General features: G+C 69.3%; 24 protein-coding genes and 3 pseudogenes. 17 read left to right on the top strand and 10 right to left on the bottom strand.

What is annotated here, in order from left to right:
- Positions 1-60 precede the first annotated feature (60 nt).
- Genes ACWGO0_RS17545 through ACWGO0_RS17535 form a run of 3 tightly spaced genes read right to left on the bottom strand, consistent with a single transcriptional unit; the run spans position 61 to position 3,909 of the window.
- Positions 61-2,127, bottom strand: a complete 2,067-nt coding sequence (locus ACWGO0_RS17545) for an iron ABC transporter permease (protein WP_453534981.1) — start codon at positions 2,125-2,127, stop codon at positions 61-63.
- Positions 2,128-2,131: 4 nt separating this feature from the next.
- Positions 2,132-3,112 carry an iron-siderophore ABC transporter substrate-binding protein gene (locus ACWGO0_RS17540; RefSeq protein ID WP_453534978.1) on the bottom strand — a complete coding sequence of 327 codons (981 nt, stop codon included), beginning with the start codon at positions 3,110-3,112 and terminating at the stop codon, positions 2,132-2,134.
- A complete protein-coding gene (locus ACWGO0_RS17535) occupies positions 3,109-3,909 on the bottom strand; it encodes an ABC transporter ATP-binding protein (RefSeq protein ID WP_453535122.1) in 801 nt (266 codons plus the stop codon). Before ACWGO0_RS17535 ends, ACWGO0_RS17540 begins: the two co-directional genes overlap by 4 nt.
- Positions 3,910-4,123: 214 nt before the next feature.
- Between ACWGO0_RS17535 and ACWGO0_RS17530 the strand changes: the two are divergent.
- Positions 4,124-4,747, top strand: a pseudogene (locus ACWGO0_RS17530) (hypothetical protein); the annotation flags it as partial.
- A 32-nt stretch (positions 4,748-4,779) separates the two neighbouring features.
- On the opposite strand, the gene ACWGO0_RS17525 reads toward ACWGO0_RS17530, so the two are convergent.
- Positions 4,780-5,220, bottom strand: coding sequence for a MarR family winged helix-turn-helix transcriptional regulator (locus tag ACWGO0_RS17525; RefSeq protein ID WP_453534976.1), 441 nt, complete (start codon positions 5,218-5,220; stop codon positions 4,780-4,782).
- A gap of 89 nt (positions 5,221-5,309) precedes the next feature.
- On the opposite strand from ACWGO0_RS17525, the gene ACWGO0_RS17520 reads away from it, so the two are divergent.
- Positions 5,310-5,723: a nuclear transport factor 2 family protein gene (locus ACWGO0_RS17520; RefSeq protein ID WP_453534973.1), complete on the top strand. Its 414-nt coding sequence runs from the start codon at positions 5,310-5,312 to the stop codon at positions 5,721-5,723.
- Between the two features lie 34 nt (positions 5,724-5,757).
- On the opposite strand, the gene ACWGO0_RS17515 is transcribed toward ACWGO0_RS17520, so the two are convergent.
- Positions 5,758-6,822 carry a protein kinase family protein gene (locus ACWGO0_RS17515; RefSeq protein ID WP_453534970.1) on the bottom strand — a complete coding sequence of 355 codons (1,065 nt, stop codon included), beginning with the start codon at positions 6,820-6,822 and terminating at the stop codon, positions 5,758-5,760.
- Positions 6,823-6,921: 99 nt separating this feature from the next.
- Between ACWGO0_RS17515 and hemC the strand changes: the two genes are divergently transcribed.
- From hemC to ACWGO0_RS17500, 3 genes are all read left to right on the top strand, one after another.
- The gene (gene hemC, locus ACWGO0_RS17510) at positions 6,922-7,854 is read left to right on the top strand and encodes a hydroxymethylbilane synthase (protein ID WP_453534967.1); all 933 of its coding nucleotides are present in this window, start codon (positions 6,922-6,924) and stop codon (positions 7,852-7,854) included.
- 100 nt (positions 7,855-7,954) lie between these two features.
- A complete protein-coding gene (locus ACWGO0_RS17505; protein WP_453534965.1) occupies positions 7,955-8,110 on the top strand; it encodes a hypothetical protein in 156 nt (51 codons plus the stop codon).
- Positions 8,111-8,337: 227 nt separating this feature from the next.
- Positions 8,338-9,420, top strand: coding sequence for a zinc-binding dehydrogenase (locus ACWGO0_RS17500; RefSeq protein WP_453534962.1), 1,083 nt, complete (start codon positions 8,338-8,340; stop codon positions 9,418-9,420).
- An 85-nt stretch (positions 9,421-9,505) separates the two neighbouring features.
- On the opposite strand, the gene ACWGO0_RS17495 is transcribed toward ACWGO0_RS17500, so the two are convergent.
- Positions 9,506-10,234, bottom strand: a complete 729-nt coding sequence (locus ACWGO0_RS17495; RefSeq protein ID WP_453534959.1) for a GntR family transcriptional regulator — start codon at positions 10,232-10,234, stop codon at positions 9,506-9,508.
- Between the two features lie 147 nt (positions 10,235-10,381).
- Here ACWGO0_RS17495 and ACWGO0_RS17490 point away from each other — a divergent pair, with 147 nt between their 5' ends.
- The 5 genes from ACWGO0_RS17490 (at position 10,382) to ACWGO0_RS17470 (ending at position 15,398) form a co-directional block, all read left to right on the top strand.
- Positions 10,382-12,439 carry an alkaline phosphatase D family protein gene (locus ACWGO0_RS17490; RefSeq protein WP_453534956.1) on the top strand — a complete coding sequence of 686 codons (2,058 nt, stop codon included), beginning with the start codon at positions 10,382-10,384 and terminating at the stop codon, positions 12,437-12,439.
- Positions 12,440-12,620: 181 nt separating this feature from the next.
- The gene (locus ACWGO0_RS17485) at positions 12,621-13,523 is read left to right on the top strand and encodes a phosphate/phosphite/phosphonate ABC transporter substrate-binding protein (RefSeq protein ID WP_453534953.1); all 903 of its coding nucleotides are present in this window, start codon (positions 12,621-12,623) and stop codon (positions 13,521-13,523) included.
- Positions 13,523-14,242 carry a phosphonate ABC transporter ATP-binding protein gene (locus tag ACWGO0_RS17480; protein WP_453534950.1) on the top strand — a complete coding sequence of 240 codons (720 nt, stop codon included), beginning with the start codon at positions 13,523-13,525 and terminating at the stop codon, positions 14,240-14,242. The genes ACWGO0_RS17485 and ACWGO0_RS17480 overlap by 1 nt, the downstream gene beginning before the upstream one ends.
- Positions 14,239-15,072, top strand: coding sequence for a phosphonate ABC transporter, permease protein PhnE (gene phnE, locus ACWGO0_RS17475; RefSeq protein ID WP_453534948.1), 834 nt, complete (start codon positions 14,239-14,241; stop codon positions 15,070-15,072). Before ACWGO0_RS17480 ends, phnE begins: the two co-directional genes overlap by 4 nt.
- Positions 15,073-15,227: 155 nt before the next feature.
- Entirely contained in the window at positions 15,228-15,398 is a 171-nt protein-coding gene (locus ACWGO0_RS17470; RefSeq protein ID WP_453534945.1) for a hypothetical protein, read from the top strand.
- 132 nt (positions 15,399-15,530) lie between these two features.
- Here ACWGO0_RS17470 and ACWGO0_RS17465 read toward each other — a convergent pair whose 3' ends face one another.
- The gene (locus ACWGO0_RS17465) at positions 15,531-16,190 is read right to left on the bottom strand and encodes a lysophospholipid acyltransferase family protein (RefSeq protein WP_453534942.1); all 660 of its coding nucleotides are present in this window, start codon (positions 16,188-16,190) and stop codon (positions 15,531-15,533) included.
- Positions 16,191-16,507: 317 nt separating this feature from the next.
- Here ACWGO0_RS17465 and ACWGO0_RS17460 point away from each other — a divergent pair, with 317 nt between their 5' ends.
- From ACWGO0_RS17460 to ACWGO0_RS17450, 3 genes are all read left to right on the top strand, one after another.
- Entirely contained in the window at positions 16,508-17,389 is an 882-nt protein-coding gene (locus ACWGO0_RS17460; RefSeq protein ID WP_453534939.1) for a S1 family peptidase, read from the top strand.
- Between the two features lie 354 nt (positions 17,390-17,743).
- On the top strand, positions 17,744-18,580 hold the full coding sequence (locus tag ACWGO0_RS17455; RefSeq protein WP_453534936.1) for an SDR family oxidoreductase: 837 nt from the start codon (positions 17,744-17,746) through the stop codon (positions 18,578-18,580).
- 1,206 nt (positions 18,581-19,786) lie between these two features.
- The gene (locus tag ACWGO0_RS17450; RefSeq protein ID WP_453534933.1) at positions 19,787-20,254 is read left to right on the top strand and encodes a hypothetical protein; all 468 of its coding nucleotides are present in this window, start codon (positions 19,787-19,789) and stop codon (positions 20,252-20,254) included.
- A 324-nt stretch (positions 20,255-20,578) separates the two neighbouring features.
- Here the strand turns inward: ACWGO0_RS17450 and ACWGO0_RS17445 are convergent, their stop codons facing one another.
- Entirely contained in the window at positions 20,579-20,734 is a 156-nt protein-coding gene (locus ACWGO0_RS17445) for a hypothetical protein (protein ID WP_453534931.1), read from the bottom strand.
- A gap of 210 nt (positions 20,735-20,944) precedes the next feature.
- Between ACWGO0_RS17445 and ACWGO0_RS17440 the strand changes: the two genes are divergently transcribed.
- Positions 20,945-21,646: a hypothetical protein gene (locus tag ACWGO0_RS17440; RefSeq protein WP_453534928.1), complete on the top strand. Its 702-nt coding sequence runs from the start codon at positions 20,945-20,947 to the stop codon at positions 21,644-21,646.
- Positions 21,647-21,933: 287 nt separating this feature from the next.
- On the opposite strand, the gene ACWGO0_RS17435 is transcribed toward ACWGO0_RS17440, so the two are convergent.
- Positions 21,934-22,158 (bottom strand): hypothetical protein, encoded by a 225-nt coding sequence (locus ACWGO0_RS17435; RefSeq protein WP_267047436.1) that lies wholly within the window; start codon positions 22,156-22,158, stop codon positions 21,934-21,936.
- A 221-nt stretch (positions 22,159-22,379) separates the two neighbouring features.
- Positions 22,380-22,826 (bottom strand): annotated as a pseudogene (locus ACWGO0_RS17430) (S1 RNA-binding domain-containing protein); the annotation flags it as partial.
- 488 nt (positions 22,827-23,314) lie between these two features.
- Here ACWGO0_RS17430 and ACWGO0_RS17425 point away from each other — a divergent pair.
- From ACWGO0_RS17425 to ACWGO0_RS17415, 3 genes and pseudogenes are all read left to right on the top strand, one after another.
- Positions 23,315-24,005: pseudogene (locus ACWGO0_RS17425) on the top strand (alpha/beta fold hydrolase).
- Entirely contained in the window at positions 24,002-24,193 is a 192-nt protein-coding gene (locus tag ACWGO0_RS17420) for a hypothetical protein (RefSeq protein WP_453534925.1), read from the top strand. The pseudogene ACWGO0_RS17425 and the gene ACWGO0_RS17420 overlap by 4 nt, the downstream one beginning before the upstream one ends.
- On the top strand, positions 24,190-24,846 hold the full coding sequence (locus ACWGO0_RS17415) for an alpha/beta fold hydrolase (protein WP_453534922.1): 657 nt from the start codon (positions 24,190-24,192) through the stop codon (positions 24,844-24,846). The genes ACWGO0_RS17420 and ACWGO0_RS17415 overlap by 4 nt, the downstream gene beginning before the upstream one ends.
- Positions 24,847-24,885: the final 39 nt, after the last annotated feature.

The following is a 24,885-nucleotide window of genomic DNA, read 5'->3' as shown; positions in this document are numbered from 1 at the left end:
GAAGCCGGAGAGCCCGCTCGGGCTCCCGGCTTCCTCGGCGTCAGGGACGGCGTACACGCCCTACCGGCGGCCTCGCATCAGCAGATGGAGGAAGTACGGCGTACCGATCACCGCGGTCATCAGCCCGGCGCCCAGCTGGGACGGCGCGATCACCGTTCGGCCCAACAGGTCCGCGGTGCAGACGAGTACGGCGCCCAGGAGCACCGCGACGGGCACCACCCGGGCGTGCCGGCGGCCCACCAGGGCCCGCGCCGCGTGCGGTGCCACGAGCCCCACGAAGCCGATCGTGCCCGCGGCTGCCACCGCGGTGGCGCTGAGCAGGACGCTCAGCACGAGGAAGCCCAGGCGTCCCCGCACCAGGTCGAGGCCCAGGAGCCTCGGGGTGTCCTCGTCGAGCGATACGAGGTCGAGCTCGGTACGACGCAGCACCGCGACGAACACGCCCGCGGTGAGCACGGCCGCGAGCGGCACCACGTCCGGCAGGGCCCTCCCGTAGGTGGAGCCCGACAGCCAGGTCAGCGCCTTCGTCGCGTTGAACGGGTCCGTGAGGACGATCAGCAGGCTGATCAGCGCGGCGGTCCCGGTGGCGACGCCGAACCCGACGAGAACGAGCCGGTTCTGCTGGAACCCCCCTCTCGCGGCGAGTCCGAACACGACGAGGGAACTGATCGCGGCGCCCGCGAACGCGGCACCGGCCACACCCCACGACCCGGCCGCAGGCACCGTCGTCACGAGGAGTACGGCGCCGAGCGCGGCCCCGCCGGAGACGCCCAGGATGCCGGGCTCCGCCAGCGGGTTGCGGGTCACGGCCTGGACGAGCGTCCCGGCCAGCGCGAGAGCGCCGCCCGCGAGGAGCGCCGCGAGGACCCGGGGCACCCGGGTGTCGAGGATGAAGCCGACCGTCCGTCCCGCCCTGCCCTGGGCCCAGTTCATCACGTCGCCCAGCAGCAGTTTGCTGTCGCCCAGCAGCACGGCGGCGATGGTGACGCCGACGAGCACGGCCACCAGGACCGCTGTGGTGGTGAGGAAGACGGTCCTGCTCCTGATGCGCAGCCGGTCGGCCGCGGGTGCCTCCGAGCCGTCCCGGACCCGCGTGGCCATGACGATCAGGAACACCGCGCCGACGAGGCTGGTGGCGACGCCCGTCGGCACGGCGACAGCGACGTCCGGCGGCACGATGGCGCGCAGGAGCACGTCCGAGCCGAGCACCAGCCCGGCGCCGATCAGGCCCGCGACCGGAAGGCTCGCACGCGCCCGGTTGAAGGCGCGTACCCGGTGGGCGAGGGCGCGCACGAGGGCGGGGGCGCACAGGCCGACGAAGCCGATCGGTCCGGCGAGTGTGACGGCCGCCGCGGAGAGCAGCGCCGCCAGCACCACCCCTGTGATCCTGGTGGAACGGACCGGGACGCCGAGGCCGCGGGCGGCGTCCTCGCCGAGCGCCAGGGCGTCCATCCGGCGGGCCAGGAGGAGCAGCCCGACGAGAGCGGCGACGCCGATCGGCGCCATCTGCAGCACACCGTCGAACCCGTTCTGGGAGATGCTGCCCTGGTTCCACCGGTAGAGGCCCTCCGTCTGCTCGGGGAACAGCAGAAGAAGTCCCTCGGTGACGGCGGTGAGTCCGAGGGTGAGGGCGCTGCCGGCGAGGACGAGCCGGACGGTCGCCGTGCCCAGGCCCGACAGGCCGAGTACGACGGCCGCCGCCGCGAGGCCGCCGGCGAAGGCGATGCCGGAGGAGGCGAGCAGCGGGAGCGAGACGCCGGTGACGGTGGCCAGCCCGAGGGCCAGGTAGGAACCGGCGTTCACCGCGAGGGTGTCGGGGGAGGCCAGTACGTTGCGGCTGACCGCCTGCAGGGCGGCGCCCGCCATCGCGAGCACGGCCCCGACGAGCAGCCCCGCGGCCATCCTCGGCAGCCGGGAGGCGATGATGACGGACGCGTCGTCGGGGTCGGCCCGGCCGGTGAGCGCCTTCCACACCTCGGGCGCGCCGACAGCGGCGGTGCCCTGGGTGATGTCGACGAGCGCGAGGCCCGCGACGAGGAGGACAAGAGCGGCCGTCACCGCGGCCGCGCCCGTCCGGGACGTGGCCGCCGATGGACGGGTGGCGGTAGTTGTTGCGGTGACGGCCATGGTGTTACTTCGTCAGCGCCTCGACGACGGAGTCGATGTACGCGCTCATCGACCCGGGTCCGCCGAACATCCAGATGCCGTCGGGCAGCCGGTGGACGTTGCCCTTCTTCACGAACGGCAGCGACTTCCACACGGAGTCCTTCGCCAGGGCGCCTGCGAACGGCGTGCTGTTCTTGTCGCCGTCGCTGCCGATGTAGGCGAACTCCACATCGCCGAGCTTGGTGAGTCCCTCGACGTCGGTGGAGGCGAGCCCGTAGCTCTCGTCGCCCTTGACCGTCCAGGCGTTCTTCAGACCGATCTTCTCGTTGACCGCCCCGATGAGCGAACCGCTGGTGTACGGCCGGATCGAGACCTGGTTGGAGACGACATAGCCGTCGGCGAAGGCGTACTTCGTACCGGCGAGACCGGCGTCGGCGAGGGCCTTCCTGCCCTCGGCGACCTTCGCCTCGAACTGCTCCTTGAGCTTCTCGCCCTGCTCCGTGGTGCCGGTGGCCTTCCCTATGAGGTCGAGGGTCTCGTTCATGTGCCCGATCGGGTCGGCGGCGTCGGCCGCCCGTACCTCCAGGACCGGGGCGACCTTGCGCAGCTGCTTCACGGCGGCCGGCGGCAGATCGGTGGTGGCGACGATCAGGTCCGGCGACAGGGCGGCGATGGTGTCCATGCTCGGCTCGCCGCGCGTGCCGATGTCCTTGGGCTCGTTCTTGAGCGGGACCGCGGTGTCCCAGGTCTGGTACCCCTTGACGTCGGATACGCCGACCGGGTCGACGCCCAGGGAGATCAGGCTCTCGACGACGTTCCACTCGGTTCCGACGACCTTCTTGGCGGGCCCGTCGAGCTGCACCTTCGCGCCGGATGCGTCGGTGAGCGTGATGCGCTCGGCCGTCTTCTTCTTCGCGTCGTCGGCGACGGGCTCGGTCGTCCCGCAGGCGGTCAGGGTGAGCGCCGCCGCGGTGGCGGCTGCGGCGGTGAGGATGAGGCGTCTCATGAGGTGGTCTTGAGCCTTTCGCTGCGCGTGTGGTGCCGGCCGATCGCGCGGGTGCGCAGCCGGCCTGTGAGGGGGTCGGTGTCGACTTCGATGCGAATGCCGTACGTGTCGGTCAGCCGCTCAGGTGTCAGTACGTCCTCGGGGAGGCCGTCGGCGGTGATCCGTCCCGCGTTGAGCAGCACGATCCGGTTGGCGACGGCCGCGGCCTGGTCGAGGTCGTGCAGGACGGCACCGACGGCGATCCCGTGGTCGTCCGCGAGGTCGCGTACGAGGTCGAGGAGTTCGACCTGGTACCGCAGGTCGAGGTAGGTGGTCGGCTCGTCGAGGAGCAGTACGCCGGTCTCCTGGGCGAGGCAGCCGGCGAGCCACACCCGCTGAAGCTGCCCTCCGGAGAGGTGCTCGGCACCGCGGTCGGCGAGTTCCTCGACGCCTGTCATGGCGAGCGCACGGTCCACGGCGGCCCGGCCCCCCGGGTCCGTCCTGCCCCAGCGGCCCCGGTACGGGTAGCGGCCGAACTCGACGACGTCCCGCACGGTCAGCCCGCTGGGCGTGGGGCGCCCCTGTGTCAGCAGGGCCACGTGCCGTGAGAACTCACGTGGGGTCAGCGCGAGGCCGTCGGTGTCGCCGTCGATGACGAGCGTGGCGCACCTGGGACGCTGCAGACGGGCCACGGTGCGTAGCAGCGTCGACTTCCCGCTGCCGTTCGGCCCCACCAGGACGGTCACTTCGCCGGCCCGCAGCGTCAACGACGCTTCGTGTACGACGTCGACGCCGTCGTACGCCACGGTGACACCCATGGCCGACAGTTCATGACCGCGGGGACGTCTGTCCGCGGAGATCTCTTCACCAACATTCACACCGTAAGGTTAGCCTAACCTTACGGCGGACTGAAGGGGTGCCCAGCTAATCGAGCACAAGGCGATTTTTCGCCACACTCGATCCCCCCGTGCTGCTTGGGCTGGGCACGCGGTTGTGAAAACCTGCCTGGGGTGTGAGTGATGGGGGGCACAAGTGAGTAAGCGGCATGCGCGGAAGATGCTGCGGCAGATGGCGAGCGGGGAGCCCGTTCACGTCACCAGTGCGATGGCGTCCATGAAGAAGCTCGCCCGACTCGCCTTCGTCGCCCAGCAGTTCGGGTACGAGTACGCGGACGTCCGGCAGGGCGGCGGGCCGCAGGGTCACGGGCTCGTGATGCTGATCGTGCCTGATCCCGGGCCGCAGGCCCAGGCGCGCGCCACGCAGAACCGGGCACGGTATCCGAACGCGAGTGACGGGGTCTCGCTGCCGCCCCTCGTGTCCGACGACGTCGAGCTTCTCAGGGCTCGTATCAACTTCGACCTCGCCACCAAGAACACCGAGAAGCAGCTGATAGGGCTCACGGGCTTCGGCCTCACCGCGTTCGCCGTGGGCCTCGGCTTCAAGCTCGGTGCGGACCTCGCCGCCGTCGTCATCGCCGGCATCGCATGGGCCGTTCTCATGGCCCTCGTTCCCGTCGGGGTCGTCGTCAACCGACGCTACGGAGCCAGGTGCGCCGCCCGGCTGCTCGCCGCCGGGTTCACACCGGTGACCGACCGGAGTGGGCGGCTGCGGTATGTGCCGCCGGGTGGTCAGCTCCCCGGGCACGGCAATCCGTTCGCCCGGGGGTTGTAGCGCATCCGGCCCGGAGCCTAGGTCCCTTGGTGGTGAGTGAGCAGTCGAGTGAGCAGGCGGGTCAAGGTCTGCCTCTCCTCGGCCGAAAGCGGTTCCAGCAGGTCGTCCTGCACGCTGTCGAGCGCTCGGTCCATGCGTCGCAGTTGCCGATGGCCCGCCGTGGTGAGGGTCACCCTGTTACGCCTTCGGTCATCCGGGTCCGGCGTCCGCTCGACGCACCCCTGCTCGGCCAGTTCGTTGATCGCCGCCACGACGTCGCTGCGGTCCATGCTGCACCGTCGGCCGAGCTCGGCCTGGCTGGCCATCCCGAACTCCTCCAGCGCGGCCAGGATCCGGTAGTGGTATCCGCGCGCACCCACCTCGGCGAAGCCGTCGGACGCCAACCGGTGGGCGTGCACCGCCACTTGGGTCAGCAGCCAGCTCGGCTTCGCGGTCAGGTGTGCGGGGGTCTCTTTCACGCCAGTCACGATACATCGTTGGCGCGGCCAATGAATCTCTGTATGGTTGGCGACGCCAATGTTGGACTCACCAACGAAATGGAAATATCATGCCCACGAGCACCCTGATCGCCGACCGTATCGAGATCGCCGACCTGTTCGCCCGCTTCGCGCTTCTGCTGGACGAGAAGCGGTGGGGGGACGCAGGCACCGTCTTCACCGACGATGTGGTGGGGCACTCGCCGCGCTCGGGCGAGATCCACGGCCTCGACAAGCTCGTCGGCTTCATGCGACAGGCCGAGGTCGAGGGGGAGTACACCCAGCACGTGACCACTGACCTGCTGGTGGACGTCAACGGCGACCAGGCGGCCGCCTCGGGGAACTCGCTCGTGTACTTCTACCGCGACGGCCAGGCGCCCCACCTGACAAGCGGCCTGCGCCTGGCCTGCACCGCAGTGCGGACACCGGCGGGCTGGCGACTCCGCGAGACGCGGACCACGGTGGCCTGGATGGACAAGAGGTGACGGCCGAAGCCCACTTTCAAACAGGCCTTCCAGCTCAGTTGCGGCGTTGCGCGAGTATCCGGCGGATCGTCCCGAGTGGGTACGGGGTACTCCGGTTCTCGTCCTGCAGCTTGCCGTAGAAGTCCGTCACGACTGCCGCGAGCGGTGCGTGACGGGTGAGGATCGCCATGGCCTCCGGAGGCCCCGCCGGAGGGCGCTTCCCCTCGGCGCATGCGCGTATCAGCGCCTCGCGCTCCGCCCGCTCGTACCCGTACAGGCCGGTGATCAGCCAGTTCACCAAGTAGCTGAGCGTGTAAGCGCGGTCGTAGGTGCTGTGTCTCTCGAAGAAGTCGGCCTCGGAGGGCGACAGGTCGAAACTCGATGAAAGGGCCAGACCGTAGTCGGTGAAGTAGAGGCGCCGGCCGTCGGTCAGGATGTTCTGGAAATGGGCATCGAAGTGGAGGAGACCTCGTTCATTCATGAAGGAGGTACCGGCCTCCAGTTCCTTCTCCACCAGAGAACAGGCCCGGCCGGCAATGTCGTCACTGGCTCGCACCTGCTGGGTGAGCCACTCGTGCAGCGTCTGAGGGATGTACTCCAGGAACAGCACGAGGCTCGCCGAAGACCGCTGAAGCGCCTCGATACGACGACGCACCTCGGGAGCGCCTTCCCAGTAGGCGACGGCCCGTTCCACATCGGCCAGCTCCTCCGGAAGGGCCGGGGCCGTGTCCGGCAGGACGCGCCAGTGGTACATCAGGGGGAACCCCTGGTACTGCCCTGCGAGCACCCAGTTCGTGGTCATGGTGTGAGCGGCAAGCTCCCGCCATGCCCCGAAACCAGGTCCGCCGATGCCGTACTGACAGAAGGTGGGCAGCTCGAACAGGTTCGCCGTGGACCGGACGTGATCCGGCAGTTGCTCCACTCCCGTGAGCGGCACTCGCTTCACGAAGACCGGCGTGCCGGCGACCTCCAGCAGCGCCGACCGGCCACCGATGCCCGAGCCGAGTGGTGCGGCGGTGTCCACGAGCTCACTCAGCCTTTGATCCTTCTGCAGGGCCAGTGATGTGGAAACGGCGCTGTACGTCGCCGGACGCGGCTTCGGTGACGTATCAGGTGACATGTCAAAGGTCTGTGTCATCGCCTGCATGCGCATACCGCACCGTACGCGAAGACCAACGGCAATCTCGGAAGCCGTATCTGACGGTCTATCGTGGGCGACATGGCCGCTGATCTCATTCGCATCGTGTCCCGCGACTCGCCCATGGCGCTCGCCCAGGTGGAGCGCGTCCGCTCCGAACTGGCAGCGCTCTACCCCGACACCCGCACCGAGGTTGTCGCCGTGAAGACGACCGGTGACAAGTGGATGGGCGACCTCGCCCTCGTGGAGGGCAAGGGCGCGTTCACCAAGGAGGTCGACCAGGCGCTGCTCGCCGGGGACGCCGACCTCGCGGTGCACTGCGTGAAGGACGTCCCCGCCGACCGTCCCCTGCCCGCCGGCACCGTGTTCGCCGCCTTCCTCAAGCGCGACGACATCCGTGACGCCCTCATCCACCCGGGCGGCCTGCACCTCGACCAGCTCCCGGCCGGGACCCGAATCGGCACCTCGTCCGTACGCCGCATCGCCCAGCTCGCCGCCTCGCACCCGCACCTGGAGTGCGTACCGATGCGCGGCAATGCCAACCGCCGACTGGAAAAGCTCGCCGCGGGTGAGGCCGACGCGCTGCTCCTGGCCGTCTCCGGGCTGGAACGCATCGGCCGTACCGACGTGATCACCGAGATCCTGTCACCCGAGGTCATGTGCCCGCCGATCGGTGCCGGGGTCCTGGCCCTCCAGTGCCGCGAGGACGACACCGACCTGATCGACCTGGTGAGCGCGCTCGGCGACCCCGACACCCACCGTGAGACGACGGCCGAGCGCATGTTCCTCCACGTCCTGCAAGGGCACTGCAACAGCCCCATCGCCGGGTACGCCCAGGTCGAAGGAAACGGCGAACTCTCGGTGCGCGCAAAGGTGTTCACGCCCGACGGCAAGACGGTCCTCAACGCGCACGAGTGGGCCGGACGCCTCGACCCCGCAACTCTCGGGACCTCCGTCGCCGTGGCCCTGCTGCGCCAGGGCGCGCGCGAGCTGATCGACGGCATCGCCCACTGAGCCGTGTGCGTGTCCGCACAGCAGTGTGGACGCGCGCACGGGCGGGGGAACGGAGCGCTGTTCCGGTACGGAGCGTGAGGTGGGCGCCTAGCCTGCCCGCATGAACGATGACCGAGACGTCTCAGCCGACGTAGCCGCGATCGCCGCAACGGCGGGGGGCTACTACTACGCCCCCGACATCACCGCCGACGAGAACGACCTCATCGGTGGCGGAGCCCCGCCAGTCCCGTCCGGGCCCGAGGCGGAGGCGCGCTGACGACAGTGGAGCCAGGCCCTTCCCGTACATCGTGCGGGAGGGGCCTCATTGCCCGTTCGCCTTGCTGATGGCTCTTGGCACGGTGGTGTCACGGCACGGCGAACACAGGTGGCTCGTCCGCCTGTAGTTCACCGATGCCCGTGGTTCACCGAATGTTCTCCCTGGACCGCGAAACTTATCTATACAAGTCTTGTCGATGCGCGGCGTGACGTGACAGCTTGGCTGCCGTGACACATACCTCCTCTCTCGAAGACGCCATCGACGTCCGCTACGCCCGCTGGGACGGCATCGGCCGGCCGTTCTCCCTCGTGTCCACCCTCACGCCACGCACGCCCGGTCCGGGCGAGATCCTGGTGGGGATCGACCTGGCGACGGTCTGCGGCAGTGATCTGCACACCGTCGGTGGACGGCGGCCCTCTCCGGCGCCCTCCGTGCTGGGCCACGAACAGGTGGGGACCGTCGTCGCCGTGGGCAGCGGCGAGCCGCACTGTCACGACGGCACGCCAGTGGTGCCCGGCATGCGCGTGGTGTGGTCCGTCACCGCCTCGTGCGGTGACTGCGACCGCTGCCGGCGGGGCATGACGCAGAAGTGCCGGCGGCTGCGCAAGTACGGGCACGAGCAACTGGACGAGAGCGCTCCGCTGACCGGCGGGTTCTCCACGCACTGCCTGCTGTTGCCCGGCACGGCCGTCGTCGCCGTCCCGGACGGGCTGCCGGACCCGGTGGCGTGCCCTGCCTCGTGCGCCACCGCCACCGTGGCGGCGGTGCTCGCGGCGGCCGGACCGCTGAGCGGCCGGTCCGTGCTGGTCACCGGAGCGGGGATGCTCGGTGTCACCGCCGTTGCCATGGCCGCCCGGTCCGGAGCGCATGTGGTGGCGGTGGACCCGGCCCCCGAACGCCGGGCGCAGGCCGTGCGCTTCGGTGCGGCGGAGGTCCGCGATGCCGGCGCGGCGTGCGGTGACATCGATGTGGCGCTTGAACTGTCGGGCCGGATCGAGGGGGTGGAGTCCTGTCTCGCATCGCTGGCCGTCGGCGGCCGTGCGGTGCTCGCCGGTTCCGTGTCGCCCGGAGAGCCCGTCGCGGTGGACCCCGAATGGCTGGTGCGCGGCCTGCGTACCGTGGTGGGCGTGCACAACTACGCCCCGAAGGACCTCCAGGCGGCGGTGGATTTCCTGGCCGTTCACCACGACACGTACCCGTTCGCCGAACTCGTCGAGGGGCGCTACCCGCTGGACCGTATCGACGAGGCGGTGGCGGCTGCGCGGGTGGCGGTCGCGCCGAGGGTGGCAGTCGTACCTCAGGCGCGGTGAGGTGTCACGGTATGCGGTGAGGTGTCACACCGTGGCGGTGAAGGTCACAGTGCGGTGGTGAGGTATCTCCGCGTGCTGTGACACCTCACAGCATCGCGGTGCGGGAGCTGCGGGTATTCGTCACGGTCACCGTGGCGATGTCGGAGCGGTAGCGGTCGTCGGACCACTCGATGGGCGTGCCGTGGGAGTCGGTGGTCACGCGCCGCTCCCGCAGTAGAGGGAAGCCTTCGGGCACGTCGAGCAGCTGTGAATCGGTCGCGTCGGCGGGGACCGCGTCGAAGGTGTGCCGGGCCGAGTGCAGGTCCACCCCCTGCTCGGTGAGCAGCGCGTAGATCGATCCTGCGTTCAGGTCGGCATCGATCAGAGGCCGCCCGATCTGCTCGACGTAGGTCATGCGCTCCAGCATCGCCGGGCGCCCGTCGAGCAGCCGCAGCCGCACCAGTTGTACCGCGAGGTCGTCCGGGCCGATCTCGAGCGCCGCGGCGATCTCGGGTCCGGGCCGGCGCAGCGCGATCTCCTGGAGTTTCTGTCCCGGTACGTATCCGGTCATCTCCGCGCGTCGTGTGAACGACAGGAACGACTCGAACGGCTGGGCCGCGACGGCGTCGAGCACCGTGGCCCGTTTGCCCTGCCCGCCGCCGATCAGGCCCTCGTCCCGCAGCGTCGCGAGTGCCTGCCGGACGGGTCCGCGCGATGCGGAGAACTCCTCGCACAACTGAGCCTCGGACGGCAGAGGTCCGCCGACGCGGATGGCACCGCCGCGGATGCGACGGCGCAGCTCGGCCGCGATGGACCTGTGTAGAGGAGTGGCCATGCGACGGACCCTACATGGCCCCGGCAACGACATGGCCGCCCCCATGAGGGAGGTGAACAGTCGGCAACTTGTAATGACAAGGTCTTGCGTTGAGTGCACAGGACTGCCAGCTTTCCCTCGTACCTGTTCCGAAGTGGAGGACGAGAGATGGCTGAAGTAGGTATTGACAGAAGGCTGTTGCTGGCCGGTGGCGTCGCGGCTGCCCTGGCCGTGACGGTTCCCGCGACCGCCTCGGCGGCCGACGGCACCCCGCTGCGCGCCGCTGTGCTCGAGTACACCGACCAGTGGACAAAGGCCACGGGCCTGGCCGAACTCCTGCGGCGGGCCGGTGTCACCGTCGTACCGCTGGACCTCACCCGGGCGGCGACTCAGCAGCCCGAGCCGGTGGACCTCATCGCATTCGGCAGCTTCACCAACAACGACCCGCGATACGCCGCGTACGCCTCCGCCCACGGCGCATCGCTGCGGGAGTTCGTCTCGGCGGGCGGAGTGGTGCTCGACCTGGCGCAGTCCGACCAACTGGGCGCCGCTGTCCCGTATCTGCCCGAGAGCCTGGCTGCTCTTCGGACGGACGCCGACTACGACACCGTCCACCCGGTCGACGCCGGGCATCCGCTGGTGGCGGGCCTGCGTACCACCGGCGGCCTGCTGTTCACCGGGCGGAGCCCGGGCATCCGCGTCAGCTGGGAGACCGTCGGCGAATGGCGGTCGATGCGCGTGCTCATGGCCTGCGCATCGAGCGGCTTCCCCCCGGCCCTTCTGGAGGGCGGGCACGGCGCCGGCCGGTTCCTGGTCTCCAGCCTCACCGTCGACAAGTGTTTCGACAGCACCGGCACGGCCGTCCAGCCGGCTGCCGCGGTGGACGACAGCGCCGCGTTCTTCGTCGCCGTCGCCCAGTACGTACGCCTCGTCCGGAGCGGCAAGGCGCCGGCGGCGACACCTACCCCGATGCCGCCCGACCTGCCGGCGGGCCCGCTCGTCGGCCATGTGGAGACCACCACCGCCCGGATCTGGGCGCGGCCGGGGCTCGACCCCGCCCTCCACCCCCACTGGCTGTGCACCTTCCGCGCCGGTTACCGGCCGCGGACGGTCACCACGGAGCTGTCCACGGCCAACGACCGCACCCTCCTCGTCGATCTGCACGGGCTGCGCCCGGACACCACCTACGAGTTCTCCCTCGAACCGTCACCCGCCGCGGCCGGGTTCGTACCGCTGACGGGCTCGTTCACGACCGCACCCGCCCCGGGCCGGCCGGCGGTCGTCACGATGGGCATGGGCTCCTGCGCCCCCTCGACCCCCGAGCGCGTATGGACCAAGGTCATGGACGAGGGCTGCGACAGCTTTGTCATGCTCGGCGACACGCCGTACGTGGACACCTCCGACCTGGCCGTGGCCAGGCGCAAGCACCGTGCCTTCCTGCAGCAGCCGGAGATCTCGCAGATGATCCGGTCCATGCCCGTCTGGGCCACCTGGGACGACCACGACTTCGGCGGCAACGACAAGCACGGCGACTACACAGGCAAGGCGAACAACCGCACCGCGTTTGTCGACCACCGCGCCAACGCCACTTTCGGCCACGGCGCGGACGGTCTGCCGCTCACCACCCGCGGCGACGGGCAGGGCATCTACACGTCCTTCCGGCGGGGCCCCATCGAGGTCTTCGTCCTTGATCCGCGCTGGTTCAGCCGTACGGAACCGAGCTGGGCCGACCCGTCCAAGCCGACCTGCCTGGGCAAGGTGCAGTGGGACTGGCTGCGCGAGCGCCTCAGCAGCAGCACCGCCCCGTTCAAGGCCCTGGCCACCGGAATGATCTGGGACGACAAGCAGAACAGCGAGTCCGACGACTGGGGCTTCTACGCTCACGAACGCGACGCGATCTTCGACTTCATCGCCGCGGAGCGCATCCCCGGCTGCTTCCTCATAGGCGGGGACATCCACGTCTCCCGCGCCCTGAACTACGGCCCGCGCGTCGGCTACGACCTGTGGCAGTTCATCGTCAGCCCACTGCACGGCAGTACGATCCCCGGTCTCAATGTGCCGAGCCCCCACCTCGTGCACAGTGCCGTCGAACCCCACGTGTTCCTGAAGCTGGTCGCCGACACCACCGTACGCAACCCCACCCTCACCGCGACCTGGATCAACCGTGACGGCCGCCGCCTGTTCGAAGTGCGCCGCACGGCCGCGGACATGGGCCACAGCGCCTGACGGAAGACCTCTGTCCGACCGTGAGATGAACAACGAGCGACTTGTACATACAAGACCTTGACCCGGGTCGGCAACGGCTGAAAACGTGCTGTTGTCGGCCCGGCGAGAGGTAACTCGCCCATCCCCCCGCGCCGCACTCCCGTACTGGGCCTTTCTGCTCACTCATTCCCCGGAGTCCACCGTGCCCGTCCGCCGTCTGCCCCTCGCCGCAGCCCTTATCGCCGCCCTCACCCTGACCGCCTGTGGTGGCGGCTCGGACCAGCCGGAGTCCGCCACCTGTCCCGGCGGCAAGATCCGCTTCGGCGTCGAGCCGTTCGAGGACCCGGCCAAGCTCACACCGGCCGCCAAGGTCCTCGCCGACGCCCTGGGCGAAAGCCTGGACTGCCCGGTCGAGCTGACCGTCACCGAGGACTACTCGGCCGAGGTGCTCGCCATGGAGAACGGCAAGCTCGACATCGGCATCTTCGGCCCCCTGGGCTATGTGTTCGCCAGCCAGCGCGCCGACGCCGAGGCCCTCGCCTCCTTCGGCGACGCGAACGGCAAGCTGTCCAGCTACACCGCCGGTATATGGGTGCCGAAGAATTCCGACGTCACCTCGATCGAGGAGCTTCGCGGCAACACCCTCGCCCTGGGCTCGGTCGGCTCCACCTCCGGCGACGCCCTGCCCCGCAAGGCCCTCCTCGACGCCGGTCTGAAGAAGGACGACGTCAAGGTCACCTACGCCGGTGGCCACCCCGAAGCGCTGCTCGCCCTGAAGAACGGCACGGTCGACGCAGCCGAGATCAATTCCCAGCAGCTCGGCAGTGCCACCGAGTCGGGCACCTTCGACCAGTCTGAGTTCCGGAAGATCTGGACCTCGGAGCCGATCCCCAACGACCCGATCACCGTCCGCGGCGACCACGACGAGGCGTTCAAGAAGGCCGTGCGCGACGCGCTGCTCGATCTGCCGGCCGACAAGGTCGGAGAGATCGGCGCCCTCCTCGACGCCAACCCTCCGGCGCCGCTCGTCGCCGTCGACAAGTCGACGTACAAGCCGCTGTTCGATCTCGCCGAGACGCTCAACCTCACCGAGAAGGACGTCTGATGCTCGCTCTGTCCGGCATCATCGTGCGGTACGCCGAACGGCAGGTGCTCCACGGCGTGGACGTCACCGTCGCGCGAGGCGAACTGCTCGCCGTGCTGGGGGCCAACGGCTCCGGGAAGTCGACGCTTCTGCGCGCCGCCGCCGGACTGGAGCCCATGGTGGCCGGCGAGGTGACCATCGACGGGAAGAGCTGCGACCCGCTCGACATCGCCATGGTCTTCCAGCACATTCACCTCGTCTCCCGGCGCACCGTCCTGGACAACGTGTGCGCCGGCGCGCTCGGCCGGCTGCGGCTGCGCCACTCCCTGGTCCCCGCGCTCTTTCCCAAGGATCTGCGCGAAGACGCCATGGCCTGCCTCGACCGGGTCGGCCTGGCCGACCGTGCACACGACCGCGCCGGGCGTCTGTCGGGCGGACAGCAGCAGCGGGTCGCCGTGGCCCGGGCCCTGTGCCAGCGCCCCCGTGTGCTGTTCGCCGACGAACCGGTGTCCGCCCTGGACCCCGCTGCTTCCGAGCAGGTGCTCGGTCTCCTTGCCGAGCTCGCCCACGAGGAACGACTCGCCGTCCTCGCGGTCCTGCATCAGCCCTCCCTAGCCGCCCGGCACGCCGACCGGGTGGTGGGTCTCCGGGACGGCCGCGTGGCGCTGGACGGACCGCCCCAGGACAACGTCGACATCCTGTACCAGCCCACGACTACGACTGTGAAGGCCGTTTCATGACCATCCTCAATGAGGCGCGGAGGAACGAGGTGCGGAGGCTCGAGGTCCCGGCCAAGCCCCGCCGCCCCCGGGCCAGGGCGCTGGGAGCGCTGGTCACCGCCGTCGTGGTCGCCGCCCATGTGATCGGGTGGAACACCACCGATATGTCCTTCGGCGCGCTGGCCGAGGGCTGGCGCGGCATGGCCGACTTCCTGAGTGAGGCGTTCCCGCCCGACCTGAGCTGGGAAGTCCTCGAACCCAGCCTCAACGGAGCCCTGGTCACCCTCTGGATCGGACTGCTCGGCACCACACTGTCGGTGCCCTTCTCGCTCGTACTCGCCCTGCTCGCGGCGCGGGGGACCGCCCCCTCGGCGGGGGTCTACCAGGCGGCGCGTTCCCTTCTGTCGTTCCTGCGTGCCGTACCCGACGTGGTGTTCGCCCTGATCTTCGTCACCGCGGTGGGACTCGGCCCCTTCCCGGGTGTGCTCGCTCTGCTGCTCCACAACGTCGGTGTCATGGGCAAGCTGTGGGCGGAGGCATTGGAGGATGCCGACCCCGGGCCGGTGCGGGTCCTGCGCTCGGCGGGCGCGGGCCGGATCCAGATCGCCGCCCACGCGCTGCTGCCGACCGTGACACCGCAGCTGACCGGACTGCTGCTGTACCGGCTCGACGTGAACGTACGGTCGTCGCTGGTGCTCGGCCTCGTCGGTGCGGGTGGCATCGGGTTCCTGATCAACCAGTCGATCAAGCTGTTCCAGTTCGACGAGATGCTGACGCACATCCTGGTGGTGCTGGTCCTGATCGTCGGCGTCGACCGGCTGTCGGCGGCGGTGCGTCGCCGACTGGCCTGACCCGCCGATGGCCGCTTCGGCGAGTGACGGCGGCAGCCCGGACATCGGATGCCCGGGCTGCTGTCACTCCTCGGAGACCGGGCCCTGGGCTGGTAGCGCACCCCCGCAACCGAGTCCCGCCTCGACGGCGACGTGGACCTGGAGCGCCTGCGTGCGTGGTCGGCACCCCGGAACACATCACCGACACGGTCGCCTACGCGGCATCTCCTGCCGCCGCACTGCTGACCGAGTCCGAACTGGTCCTGGACGGGGGAGCGTCGGTGGTGAGCCCCGCGAGCCTGTTGCGGGACTCGCACCAGGAGCGGATGGGGCTGCCACCGTCGTAGGCGTACGGGCGGCGGGCCGCGCAGGATTTCGGTGGCGTGGGCGAACGGCCGGTACGCGGCCAGGTCGGATGCGGCAGCGCCGGCCTGCGCGGTGTGGGTTGATCGTGTGCGGGGAATCGCCCGCACGGTCGGTCAGGCTGCGAGTGCTGCTGGCTCGCCGAGTTGCAGCGCGGCGGTACGCCAGGCTTCGGTGACGGCGCGGTGGGCAACCGCGCTCGCAGCGTCGATCCCGGTGGGGAGTGTCATCGGGGCGCCGATGTGGACATGCAGGCGAGGGCGCCGGAGGGGCGCCGTGAGTAGCCCTGCCAACTGCTTGGTGCGGCTGCCCGAGGTGATCCTGCGGGCACCGGCCTGACCGATCGGAATGAAGCGGGCTCCGGAAGCGGCGGCGAGACGGGCGGGGCCGCTACGGAACGCTTCGGGGGCCGCTTCGGCGGCGTCCGTGCGGCTCGGGAGGCGGCCCTCGCCGTAGATGAGAACGTGGCGGCCGGCGCCGAGCGCAGCCGCCGCCTGGTCCAGGGCGTCGGCGGCGCGGGCCGTGCGGCGGTGGACGGGTACATGCCCATCACGGTCCAGGAGGAAGCGCAGGACGGGGATGCGCCACAGGCCGGCGGTGGCAAGGATGACAGGTTCGATACCGAGGCGGCGGAGGGCCGCGAGCACGATGCCCGGGTCGGCCAGGGATGTGTGGTTGGCGACGAGGATGCAGGGGCTCTGGAGGGTCGTGAGCTCGGCTGACGTCGTCATGCGGCCGAGGGAGGGGACGACGGTGGCGGCGATACGGCTGAGCACGGGGCTCCTCGGGGCTCGGGCGACGCGGTTGATCCATCGTCGCTTCGCGACCTCCCAGGGAGCCTGAGTTCTCGTACTCATCACTTCTGAGCCGCAGGCATCAGTCCGTCCAGGTTTCGAAACCGGTGACGGAGGAGCGGCCGTGTTCGAGGTCTGGGCCATGGGGGCGGACCGCGGATCGGAGACCGTTCGTCGCTTCGCCTCCCGCGCCGTCTTGTGCGCCCCCGGTCGCGTACCCATACTCACTGCCAGCGCTTGTCAGGAACACGCCAGGGTCCACCACCCATCGGACCCCGATGCTCCCAGAAGGAGATCACGTGAGGATCCTGCACTTCAGTTCCCGCACCGCCATCGCGAGACGCGCCGGGCTGGCCGCCGTTGCCGCCGGTCTGCTGGCGGCAACCGCACTCGCTCTGCCGACCGCAGAGGCAGCTGCCTCGCGGACCCTGGGCGCCACCGAGCTCGCCAGGGTCGACCAGGCCGTCCTCAAGGCCGATGTCGGTGGCACCGCATGGCACGTGGACAAGGCCACCGGGACGGTCGTCGTGACAGCCGACAGCACCGTGTCCGAGGCCGGCCTCGCGAAGATCAGGAAGGCGGCGGGCGCCGACGCGGGCGCGCTGCGGATCGAGCGCACCGCAGGGAAGTTCACCCCGCTCCTGGGCCCGGGCGACGCCATCTACGGAAGCGGATACCGCTGTTCGCTCGGCTTCAACGTCGTCAGCGGCAGCACGTACTACTTCCTCACCGCCGGCCACTGCGGCAACGTAGCCAAGACGTGGTACACCAACTCCGCCCAGAGCACGCTGATCGGCCCCACCACCGGCTCCAGCTTCCCCGGCAACGACTACGCACTGGTCCGCTACGACAACGCCTCGCTCAGCCACCCCGGCGGCTACACCGCGGCCGACGCCTACGTGGGTGAACCGGTCAAGCGCAGTGGCTCCACCACCGGCACCAAGAGCGGAACGGTCACCGCGCTCAACGCCACCGTCCACTACAGCGGCGGCGGCACGGTCCGCGGAATGATCCAGACCAACGTCTGCGCCGAGCCGGGTGACTCCGGCGGTGCGCTGTACGACGGCACCAAGGCTCTCGGCATCACCTCCGGCGGCAGCGGCAACTGCACCGTCGGCGGTACGACGTTCTATCAGCCCGTACCCGAAGCGCTCGCCAAGTACAGGGTCTCCATGTACTGACGCAGACGGGCGCCGGCCGGGGCGCGAATCCCCGGCCGGCACACGCCGCATCCTGAGGCGACAGACACATGTTCTCAGCGCTGCCGAGACGTCGCGACGTAGCGTCCGAAAGTTTGCATTAGCGCCTACGAGGGCCTTGAGGTCGACTTAGGCACTCCACCGCACGTGCTACAACGGGCCGCTTTCGGCGACGAGTTCAGCAATCCCCTCATGCCTCAGGCCCGTGGTTCGCGGGCTTCGGATGATCGCTGCGCGTGCGCGGTTCCTCACGCCACAGACCGTGACAACGACGAAGGTCCCGAAGCGTCGACGAAGCACCGCCAACCATGCACGAGCTCGTTAGGGTGTGGTGTCGTGACGGTTCTGATCGTTGGTGGTTCCGGGTTCTTGGGTTCCGAGCTTGTCCGGCAATCGGCACAAACCGGGTACACGGCTGCGGCCTACGCGACCAGACCCGGGAGCGCTGGAGCGGTCGCCTGGCACGCCCTTGATCTGCGGGACCCCGGAAGGGTGGACGCGGTCGTAGCGGAGATCGGACCTCGTGTCATCGTCAACGCATCGAGCGGCGGGACAGACTGGGCGGTCGCGGCCGGGGGCCCTGTCCGTCTGGCGATGGCGGCAGCGAAGGCCGGCAGCCGTCTGATCCATGTCTCGAGCGACGCCGTGTTCTCCGGCGCCCGTGTCCACTACGACGAGTCCTGCCTGCCCGATCCCCTCACCCCGTACGGGGCGGCGAAGGCCACGGCGGAGACAGGGGTCCTTCTCGTACATCCCGGCGCCGTGGTTGCGCGCACCTCGCTGATCATCGGCGACGAGGGGCAGTTCGAACACGAACGCGCTGTGCATGAGCTTGCCTCCAGGACCCGCGCCGGCGCCCTGTTCACAGACGATATCCGTTGCCCGGTGCATGTGGCCGACTTGGCCGCAGCTCTGATGGAACTTGCGTCGGGAGATGGGAGCGGCATCCACCATCTCGGCGGAAGCGAGGCCCTGAGCCGTCATGAACTCGGCATCCTCATCGCCAGGCGCGACGGACTAGACGACTCGCGGCTGCCCACCGGTCTGCGGGCGGACAGTGCCCTCCCCGGGGCCCTCGACGTACGCCTCGACAGCCGCGCGACCCAGCGGAAACTGCGCACCACGCTGCGCGGCGCCACACCAGTTCCTCACCTCGGCGGCCTGAACGCCTGAAGCTCTGCGGCTCACATTTGCAGGTCAGGCGCTGCTGAGCGCTGATCGTGTGCTCTGGCGTGACCGGCGAGGCGCACACGATCACGCTGAGGGAGAAGTGAACGCCAGCTGAGTTGGGGACCTGCGTGAATGCTGTGGTGTTGGCGCGCTCGACCGCGACCCACGACCAGCGACACTTCGGCCTGGTTGTTGGGGAGTTGGGAGGTGCCGGAGTGAGGTTGCTGCCCCGGAACTCCATGGTGGCTTGCTTCTGGCCGACACCGAAGCGGTGCAAGCGGTCGTTGACGCGATAGAAGAACCGCCCCTGGTTGTGGGCCGCTCTTTTGGCGGCTCAGTCATCACCGGCCTAACAGGGGCTGCTCATGTGGTTTCTGGCAGCCTTCGTGCCAGATGACGGCGAGAGTGCGGCCCGTCTCGGCGGTGCCACCAAGCTCCTCGCTTCCAGGGACCGACCACGGACCGACTCACCAGCTGGACGGAGGTGCGCAAGCACCTACCCTGACCCATCGTCCGACAGTGGTGGGGGAGGTGATCACCAAGCTTAGAGATCCAACGGACCAGACGGCTGACCTGAGCGTCTGGCCGGGATGTCTCAGGAAATGACTGTGTCGCCCTGCAACACGCGCCACCCGCTGGTCGACGCTGTCCGACAGGCATGGTCATTCCCATGGACCTGACCAGCCCCTCCATCCCCGTGCAGTGAGACACCCACTGCCCGATCCACACCACAAGACAGGTCTGCCACGCCCGCACGGTGAGTATGCGATATGGCGCCTGCAGAGGGTGGTTCGGCACCGCCCGCTCAATGAGGGACATGCAGCGAGGCGAGGCCGGAGGCCCGTGCCCGTACGACGCCGGTCCCGGAGGTCCTGCTTCTCGGGGCAGGGGAGCACCTTCGCCAGCCCGACATCGAACGGCACGTCCTTGGGAGGGCTCGCGGCCATGAGGGGTGGGTGGGAAGGCCCCCGGCACCCAGCTCGGGAGTGGACTTGATCCCTGCTCCACCCCCCACCGCGTGCGCTGAAACCGGATTCGCGGTGAGCGTCGAGGGTGGCCAGTGAGCGTTTCAGCTGCGCGCTCTGTACTCAGTGGCCGGCTAGCGCCGCCTTGATTAGAGCCGTCGACGAGATTGCTGCGTCTCTCACCTCATCTCCCTTGAATGCTGCGATGGGGCTGGTGTCAGAGGTGCCGGGTAGCTTGCCGGGCATGAGTATGTGGATCTACTTTCAGGGGCTCGAATCTCCCGAGCTACCCCCGGACTCTGCCGGCTTTGATGCTCTATTTGATGTGGAGTTCGACGAACTGCGCCGGCGGGTCCGGGCAGGAGAGGCAGTATGGCTCGAGAGTGGCTTCTTCCAGCTGAACGAGCTCTACTGGCCCCGCTCGGAGCCGGGTGGCGACCGGGAGCTCCCCGTCTTCGGTGGCCGGCACATACCTGACCCGTGCGGCGGCCCTGGCCATGCAACGCTCGACCCGCCCGACGTGGTGCGCGCGGCGGCACACCTGGAGGGGGTGTCGTTCTCGGACCAGTGGCAGGAGTGGCGGCAACTGCCCTCGTCCGATCCGGATGAGGAACTGCGGGAGCGCCTGGCTGAGTACCACGAGGACCTCCGGGCCTTCTACGGGAGGTCGGCAGAGCGTGGTTGGGCAGTGGCCAAGCACTTCTCTTTCTGACCCGCCCAGGATTCCCTGATGTGGCTTATCGCGTTGCCTTGCCAGTCGTGGTCCAGCCTGATGACCTGCCCGGCGTGTCCGCCGGGCGGCCGGGTATCAGGTCGACCGCGATCCGGTCGTCGCCGCCGTTGTCTCCGAACGCGAACCAGCCGGGTGAGCCGACCATGCCCTGCATGGCGGGCGTCGGGCGGGGTGACGGCCGCCTCCATCGCCGCGAACTCCCAGCGTCAGTGACGGGACGCCACGTCGGCGATGCACAGGTCGTCCAGGCAAAGAGTGCGCAGCCGACCGCTGTGGCTTCGCGTGGCGCCTATAGCCGTCGTCTCAGTCCTCCCACCGTGCCCGGGTCACCCGGTACATCGCCTCGAGCTCTTCGGGCTGTGTGATGCCGAGGCGCGACTCCGAGGCGGCGATCTCATTCCCCGTCGCGCCGATTGCATTGGGCATCCGCTCGCCGAGCGTCGGCTCCAGCAACTCCATATCTGCCGAAGAGGCCGGCACTGCCCCCGGGACGGATCGGGCAGGCGGTGCCAGGTTTCGGGAGGGCAGGGGGCTCCGGAAGCTCAGCGGTGAGCGTGTCCGGCGGATCATGTGTGCTTCGGCGTGCGCAGGGGGAGGCAGGCCGACCTCCTCTCGACGGTGATTGGCTATCAGCTGACGCGGGCAAGCCCCACAGGCTTCAATGGCGCGATGGCCACGCCAATACCCCCGCCCCCGCCCATTGTCCTGGAGACGATCGCGGGTAGCGCTGCTCTGGACGACGTCCTGGCGCGTCTGCGCGCGCGGCGGCCGGTGTTCCACTCCGAGGCCGATCTCCAGCACAGCTTCGCCCTCGCGGTGGGCGAGGTCGCGCGGGAGGTCAGGTGCCGTCTGGAGGTTCCGGTGCGCGGGAGCGCCGCGTCCGAGTATCTGGACCTGCTGTGCCTGGGGCCGGCGGGCCGTACGGCCGTCGAGTTCAAGTACGTGACCCGGCAGTGGTCGGGCACCGCAGGGACGCCTCCCGAGGAGTACGCCTTGCGTGGGCACAACGCGCCGGACGTTGCGCGTAGGGACTTCCTGCGAGACGTAGGAAGGCTGGAACGCTTCTGCGACCGTGAGGACCAGAACGGGCTGGCCCTGCTCATCACGAACGAGGCGTCGCTGTGGCACCCCAGGCAACGCAGGATGCCCACCAAGGACGAGGAGTTCCGCATCCACCACGGCCGCGAGCTCAGCGGCACCTTGCTGTGGGCCGGCGGTTCCTTCCCGGACAACACCCGAGTGCTGCAGGGTGCCTACACGCTCGCCTGGCGCCCATACTCGCAACTGGTGCACCCAGAAGACGAGTTCCGCTGCCTTGCGGTGTTCGTCACTCCGAACCCGGTGCAGCCACAGCCGCGGCACGAGGTGTAGCCGGCAGACTGCCCGCGCGCCGACCGGCCCTGCGCCTGACGGCCCCTGCGGTGCCACACACTGCCCAACCCTGGACTCGGTGTGTCTCTCCCGGCATTTGCCCGGGCCGTGGACCGGGCTCGATGTCCGTAACGACGACGGCGATCTGCTCATCGAGCTCGCAGTCTTCTGGCCAGTCAGCCGCAGGCCGGTCGTGGACCTCTCTGAAAGGGGCTCTGCGCGGAGTTTCGTGAAGGGCCAGGTCGTCGGAGTGGTGGCGGGGATCCAGCGGCCCCCTTCGTAGGTCGCTACCCAGCAGCCACAACCATGCCGGCCGTGACCTGAGGACGGTTGGGGAGCAGCGACGCGAGGTTGTCCCTTACGAAGTCCGCCGCCCGCTCGATCGACTCTTCGGCCCCGGACTGGTCTTCAAAGACGCTGGTAGAGACCATCACTCCGTCCCCGGCGTCCACCCAGTAGTAGGCCACGAAGCCGGGTACTCGGCGGAGGAGAGGCACGAATCCCTCATCCACTCGGCGTCCCGCCTCGGCAGAGTCAGTCACTCCTTCGTAACGCCGAATTACTGCGTACACAGCTGATCTCCTCACGGATCCCAAGGTCACCCTGCGCGAAGCGACCTACCCCCATCGAGCGTCTTTCGCTCGGGGGACGCCCGGAAGTGACCCGTATAGGCGCACCGGTGATCCAAACCGGGGGTCTGCTGTGGCCAAGGGCTGGGCGAACCGGGACATCACGGAAGTCCGGTCAGTGCCCTGAAAGGGACCAGCCCGACGGCTCCGTCCCCAAGGCTGACGAACGCACCGAAGGGGAGCACCTTCTCAACCGTCCCACGCAGTACCTGGCCCACCCTGGTGCGGTCGGCGAAGGCCCGGAGAGGGTCGGGCTGCAGTGCGCGCAAGGACAGCCTGGCCTCCGCGTTGTAGGTGTCGAACTGGAGGAACTCGCACGAGACACGCTGTCCGACCTGGACGACATCGCTGGGAGAGTCGATGCGCAGCCAGGACAGTTCGGGGACGGTGATGAACCCGACGCCGGGAAACGTGGGATGGCCGGGGCTGTCGTCCAGGGCCACGAAGACCCCAAACCGTTCGATCGCCGCGACGGTGCCGGTCAGGATCTTGCCGCGCGGCAGTGACTCCAGGAACGTCCAGAGTTCCGGGCTCTCAGACTGCCAATCCATGTCGGCCACCCTGGCACACGGCGCCGTGCGGCGACTATGCCCCGATATGTGGCAATCAGGTCATTTGAACTGACACCCTCGACCACGGCTGCGTCAGCCGTCGACATCCTCCAAGGCGGGAACGACGGATCCGTCGGGGAGTGCTCCTCCCCACTCGAGATGATGCGGCGTGTCCAGCGTGAGTTCCATGGGCTTCCGGGCGCGGGCGTAGGGCTCCGTCGGACGGCGACTTCCCTTCGCCGCGCGGCAGAGTTCCCGGTCCACACGGAGATCGTAATCTGACGAGCGTCACGCTCCACGGTTCGAACTTTGATGCCCGCCGTGCATTTAGTTGGCGTTGGCGTTGGCGTTGGTGGTTCGGCGGCGGGGAACCCTCCGCAGCACCTCGATTCCTTAGATGGGGCGTCACCTGCGCACGGCCACCCACAACCCCCGGGCGCGTGGCCCGAGGACTCACCGGAAGAAGGAGCAGGCACGTCGTGAGCAACATCCCGGAAGCAAGGAACGTCGTTCTCGTCCACGGCGGATTCGTCGACGGATCGGGCTGGAAGAGGGTCTACGACCTGTTGCGCGCGGACGGCTACAACGTGAGCATCGTCCAGAACCCCACGCTCTCGCTCGAAGGCGACGTGGCAGCGGTCAACCTGATCCTCGACGCGTAGGACGGTCCGACCGTACTGGTCGGCACTCCTACGGCGGCGCGGTCATCTCCGAGGCGGGCAACCACGAGCAGGTGAGCGCGCTCGTCTACGTCGCGGCGTTCATGCCCGACAAGGGCGAGTCAGTGAACACACTCATCGCCGACCCGCCCCCGGCGCTCCCGTTCCGCCGATCCTGCCCCCGACCGGTGGGTTCCTCTTCCTCGACCGGGAGAAGTTCGCGGCGTCCTTCGCCGGGGACCTGCCCGCCGACGAGGCACGGTTCCTGGCGGACTCCCAGGTCCCCTGGGGCCTGGACGCGCTGGGCGGGGCCGTCAACCACCCCGCCTGGCGCACCAGGCCGAGCTTCTACCTGGTCGCCACCGACGACCGCATGATCCCGCCCCCGGCCCAGCGCGCCATGGCCGAGCGGGCCGGCGCGACGGTGAACGAGACCGGCGGCAGCCACGCCGTCTACGTGTCCAAGCCCGGCGAGGTCGCAGCCCTCATCACGAAGGCGGCCACGGGAGCCACCGCATGAGAAACCTCCGCAGCCGCCTGCGCGGCCTTGTCGCCGTAGCCGCCGCGACCACCGCCGCAGCCACCCTCCTCGTATCCGCAGCCGCGGCAGAAACCGGCCAGCAGGGCGAGGCCGCGCAGTCCGGCCCCAAGCCCACGGTCGTCCTGGCCACGGCGGGTTCGCCGACGCGTCCAACTGGAACGGGGTGATCGCCGAACTGCAGAAGGACGGCTATCCCGTCGTGGCACCGGCCAACCCGCTGCGCGGTCTGTCCACGGACGCTGCCTATATCGCGAGCTTCCTCAAGTCGGTCGAGGGCCCGATTGTGCTCGTCGGTCACTCCTACGGCGGTGCCGTCATCACCAACGCCGCGGCAGACAGCCCGAATGTCAAGGCGCTCGTGTACGTCGCCGCCTTCGTCCCGGACAAGGGTGAGGTCCTTGCGGAACTGATCCAGAAGTACCCGGGCAGCGAGATCGGGGCCGCCCTCGCCCCCGTGCCCTACAGCGACGGGGACGGGACCACGGGCGAGGACCTCTACCTGCGGCCCGACAGGTTCCACGACGTCTTCGCAGCCGACGTGCCGCGCAGGATCACGCGCGTGATGGCCGCCGGTCAACGGCCGTTCAGCACAAAGGCCTTCACCGACACGACTATGGCGGCCGCCTGGCGGACCGTCCCGTCCTGGGGTGTCGTCGCCACCGGGGACAAGGCCATTCCGCCCGCTCTTCAGCGCTTCGAGTACCGGCGCGCCCACTCCCGTATCGCCGAGGTACGAGGGGCCTCGCACGCAGTGATGGTCAGCCGCCCGGGTGCCGTTACGGACCTCATCGAGGACGCGGCCCGCACCACCGCGAAGTAAGGGTCCGCAGCCCCAACGCCCCGTGCGGATTCGGCAGCT

The organism is Streptomyces sp. NPDC055749, from assembly GCF_053617235.1.
The sequence above is the reverse complement of the archived record's forward strand: the minus strand, read 5'-3'. Positions and strand labels throughout refer to the sequence as shown.

Bases quoted from the DNA above. Each gene is read 5' to 3' on its own strand.
- ACWGO0_RS17545 (WP_453534981.1), bottom strand. From the start codon at position 2,127: ATGGCCGTCACCGCAACAACTACCGCCACCCGTCCATCGGCGGCCACG.
- ACWGO0_RS17540 (WP_453534978.1), bottom strand. From the start codon at position 3,112: ATGAGACGCCTCATCCTCACCGCCGCAGCCGCCACCGCGGCGGCGCTC.
- ACWGO0_RS17535 (WP_453535122.1), bottom strand. From the start codon at position 3,909: ATGGGTGTCACCGTGGCGTACGACGGCGTCGACGTCGTACACGAAGCG.
- ACWGO0_RS17520 (WP_453534973.1), top strand. From the start codon at position 5,310: ATGCCCACGAGCACCCTGATCGCCGACCGTATCGAGATCGCCGACCTG.
- ACWGO0_RS17515 (WP_453534970.1), bottom strand. From the start codon at position 6,822: ATGTCACCTGATACGTCACCGAAGCCGCGTCCGGCGACGTACAGCGCC.
- hemC (WP_453534967.1), top strand. From the start codon at position 6,922: ATGGCCGCTGATCTCATTCGCATCGTGTCCCGCGACTCGCCCATGGCG.
- ACWGO0_RS17505 (WP_453534965.1), top strand. From the start codon at position 7,955: ATGAACGATGACCGAGACGTCTCAGCCGACGTAGCCGCGATCGCCGCA.
- ACWGO0_RS17495 (WP_453534959.1), bottom strand. From the start codon at position 10,234: ATGGCCACTCCTCTACACAGGTCCATCGCGGCCGAGCTGCGCCGTCGC.
- ACWGO0_RS17490 (WP_453534956.1), top strand. From the start codon at position 10,382: ATGGCTGAAGTAGGTATTGACAGAAGGCTGTTGCTGGCCGGTGGCGTC.
- ACWGO0_RS17480 (WP_453534950.1), top strand. From the start codon at position 13,523: ATGCTCGCTCTGTCCGGCATCATCGTGCGGTACGCCGAACGGCAGGTG.
- phnE (WP_453534948.1), top strand. From the start codon at position 14,239: ATGACCATCCTCAATGAGGCGCGGAGGAACGAGGTGCGGAGGCTCGAG.
- ACWGO0_RS17450 (WP_453534933.1), top strand. From the start codon at position 19,787: ATGAGTATGTGGATCTACTTTCAGGGGCTCGAATCTCCCGAGCTACCC.
- ACWGO0_RS17445 (WP_453534931.1), bottom strand. From the start codon at position 20,734: ATGGAGTTGCTGGAGCCGACGCTCGGCGAGCGGATGCCCAATGCAATC.
- ACWGO0_RS17440 (WP_453534928.1), top strand. From the start codon at position 20,945: ATGGCCACGCCAATACCCCCGCCCCCGCCCATTGTCCTGGAGACGATC.
- ACWGO0_RS17420 (WP_453534925.1), top strand. From the start codon at position 24,002: ATGAGAAACCTCCGCAGCCGCCTGCGCGGCCTTGTCGCCGTAGCCGCC.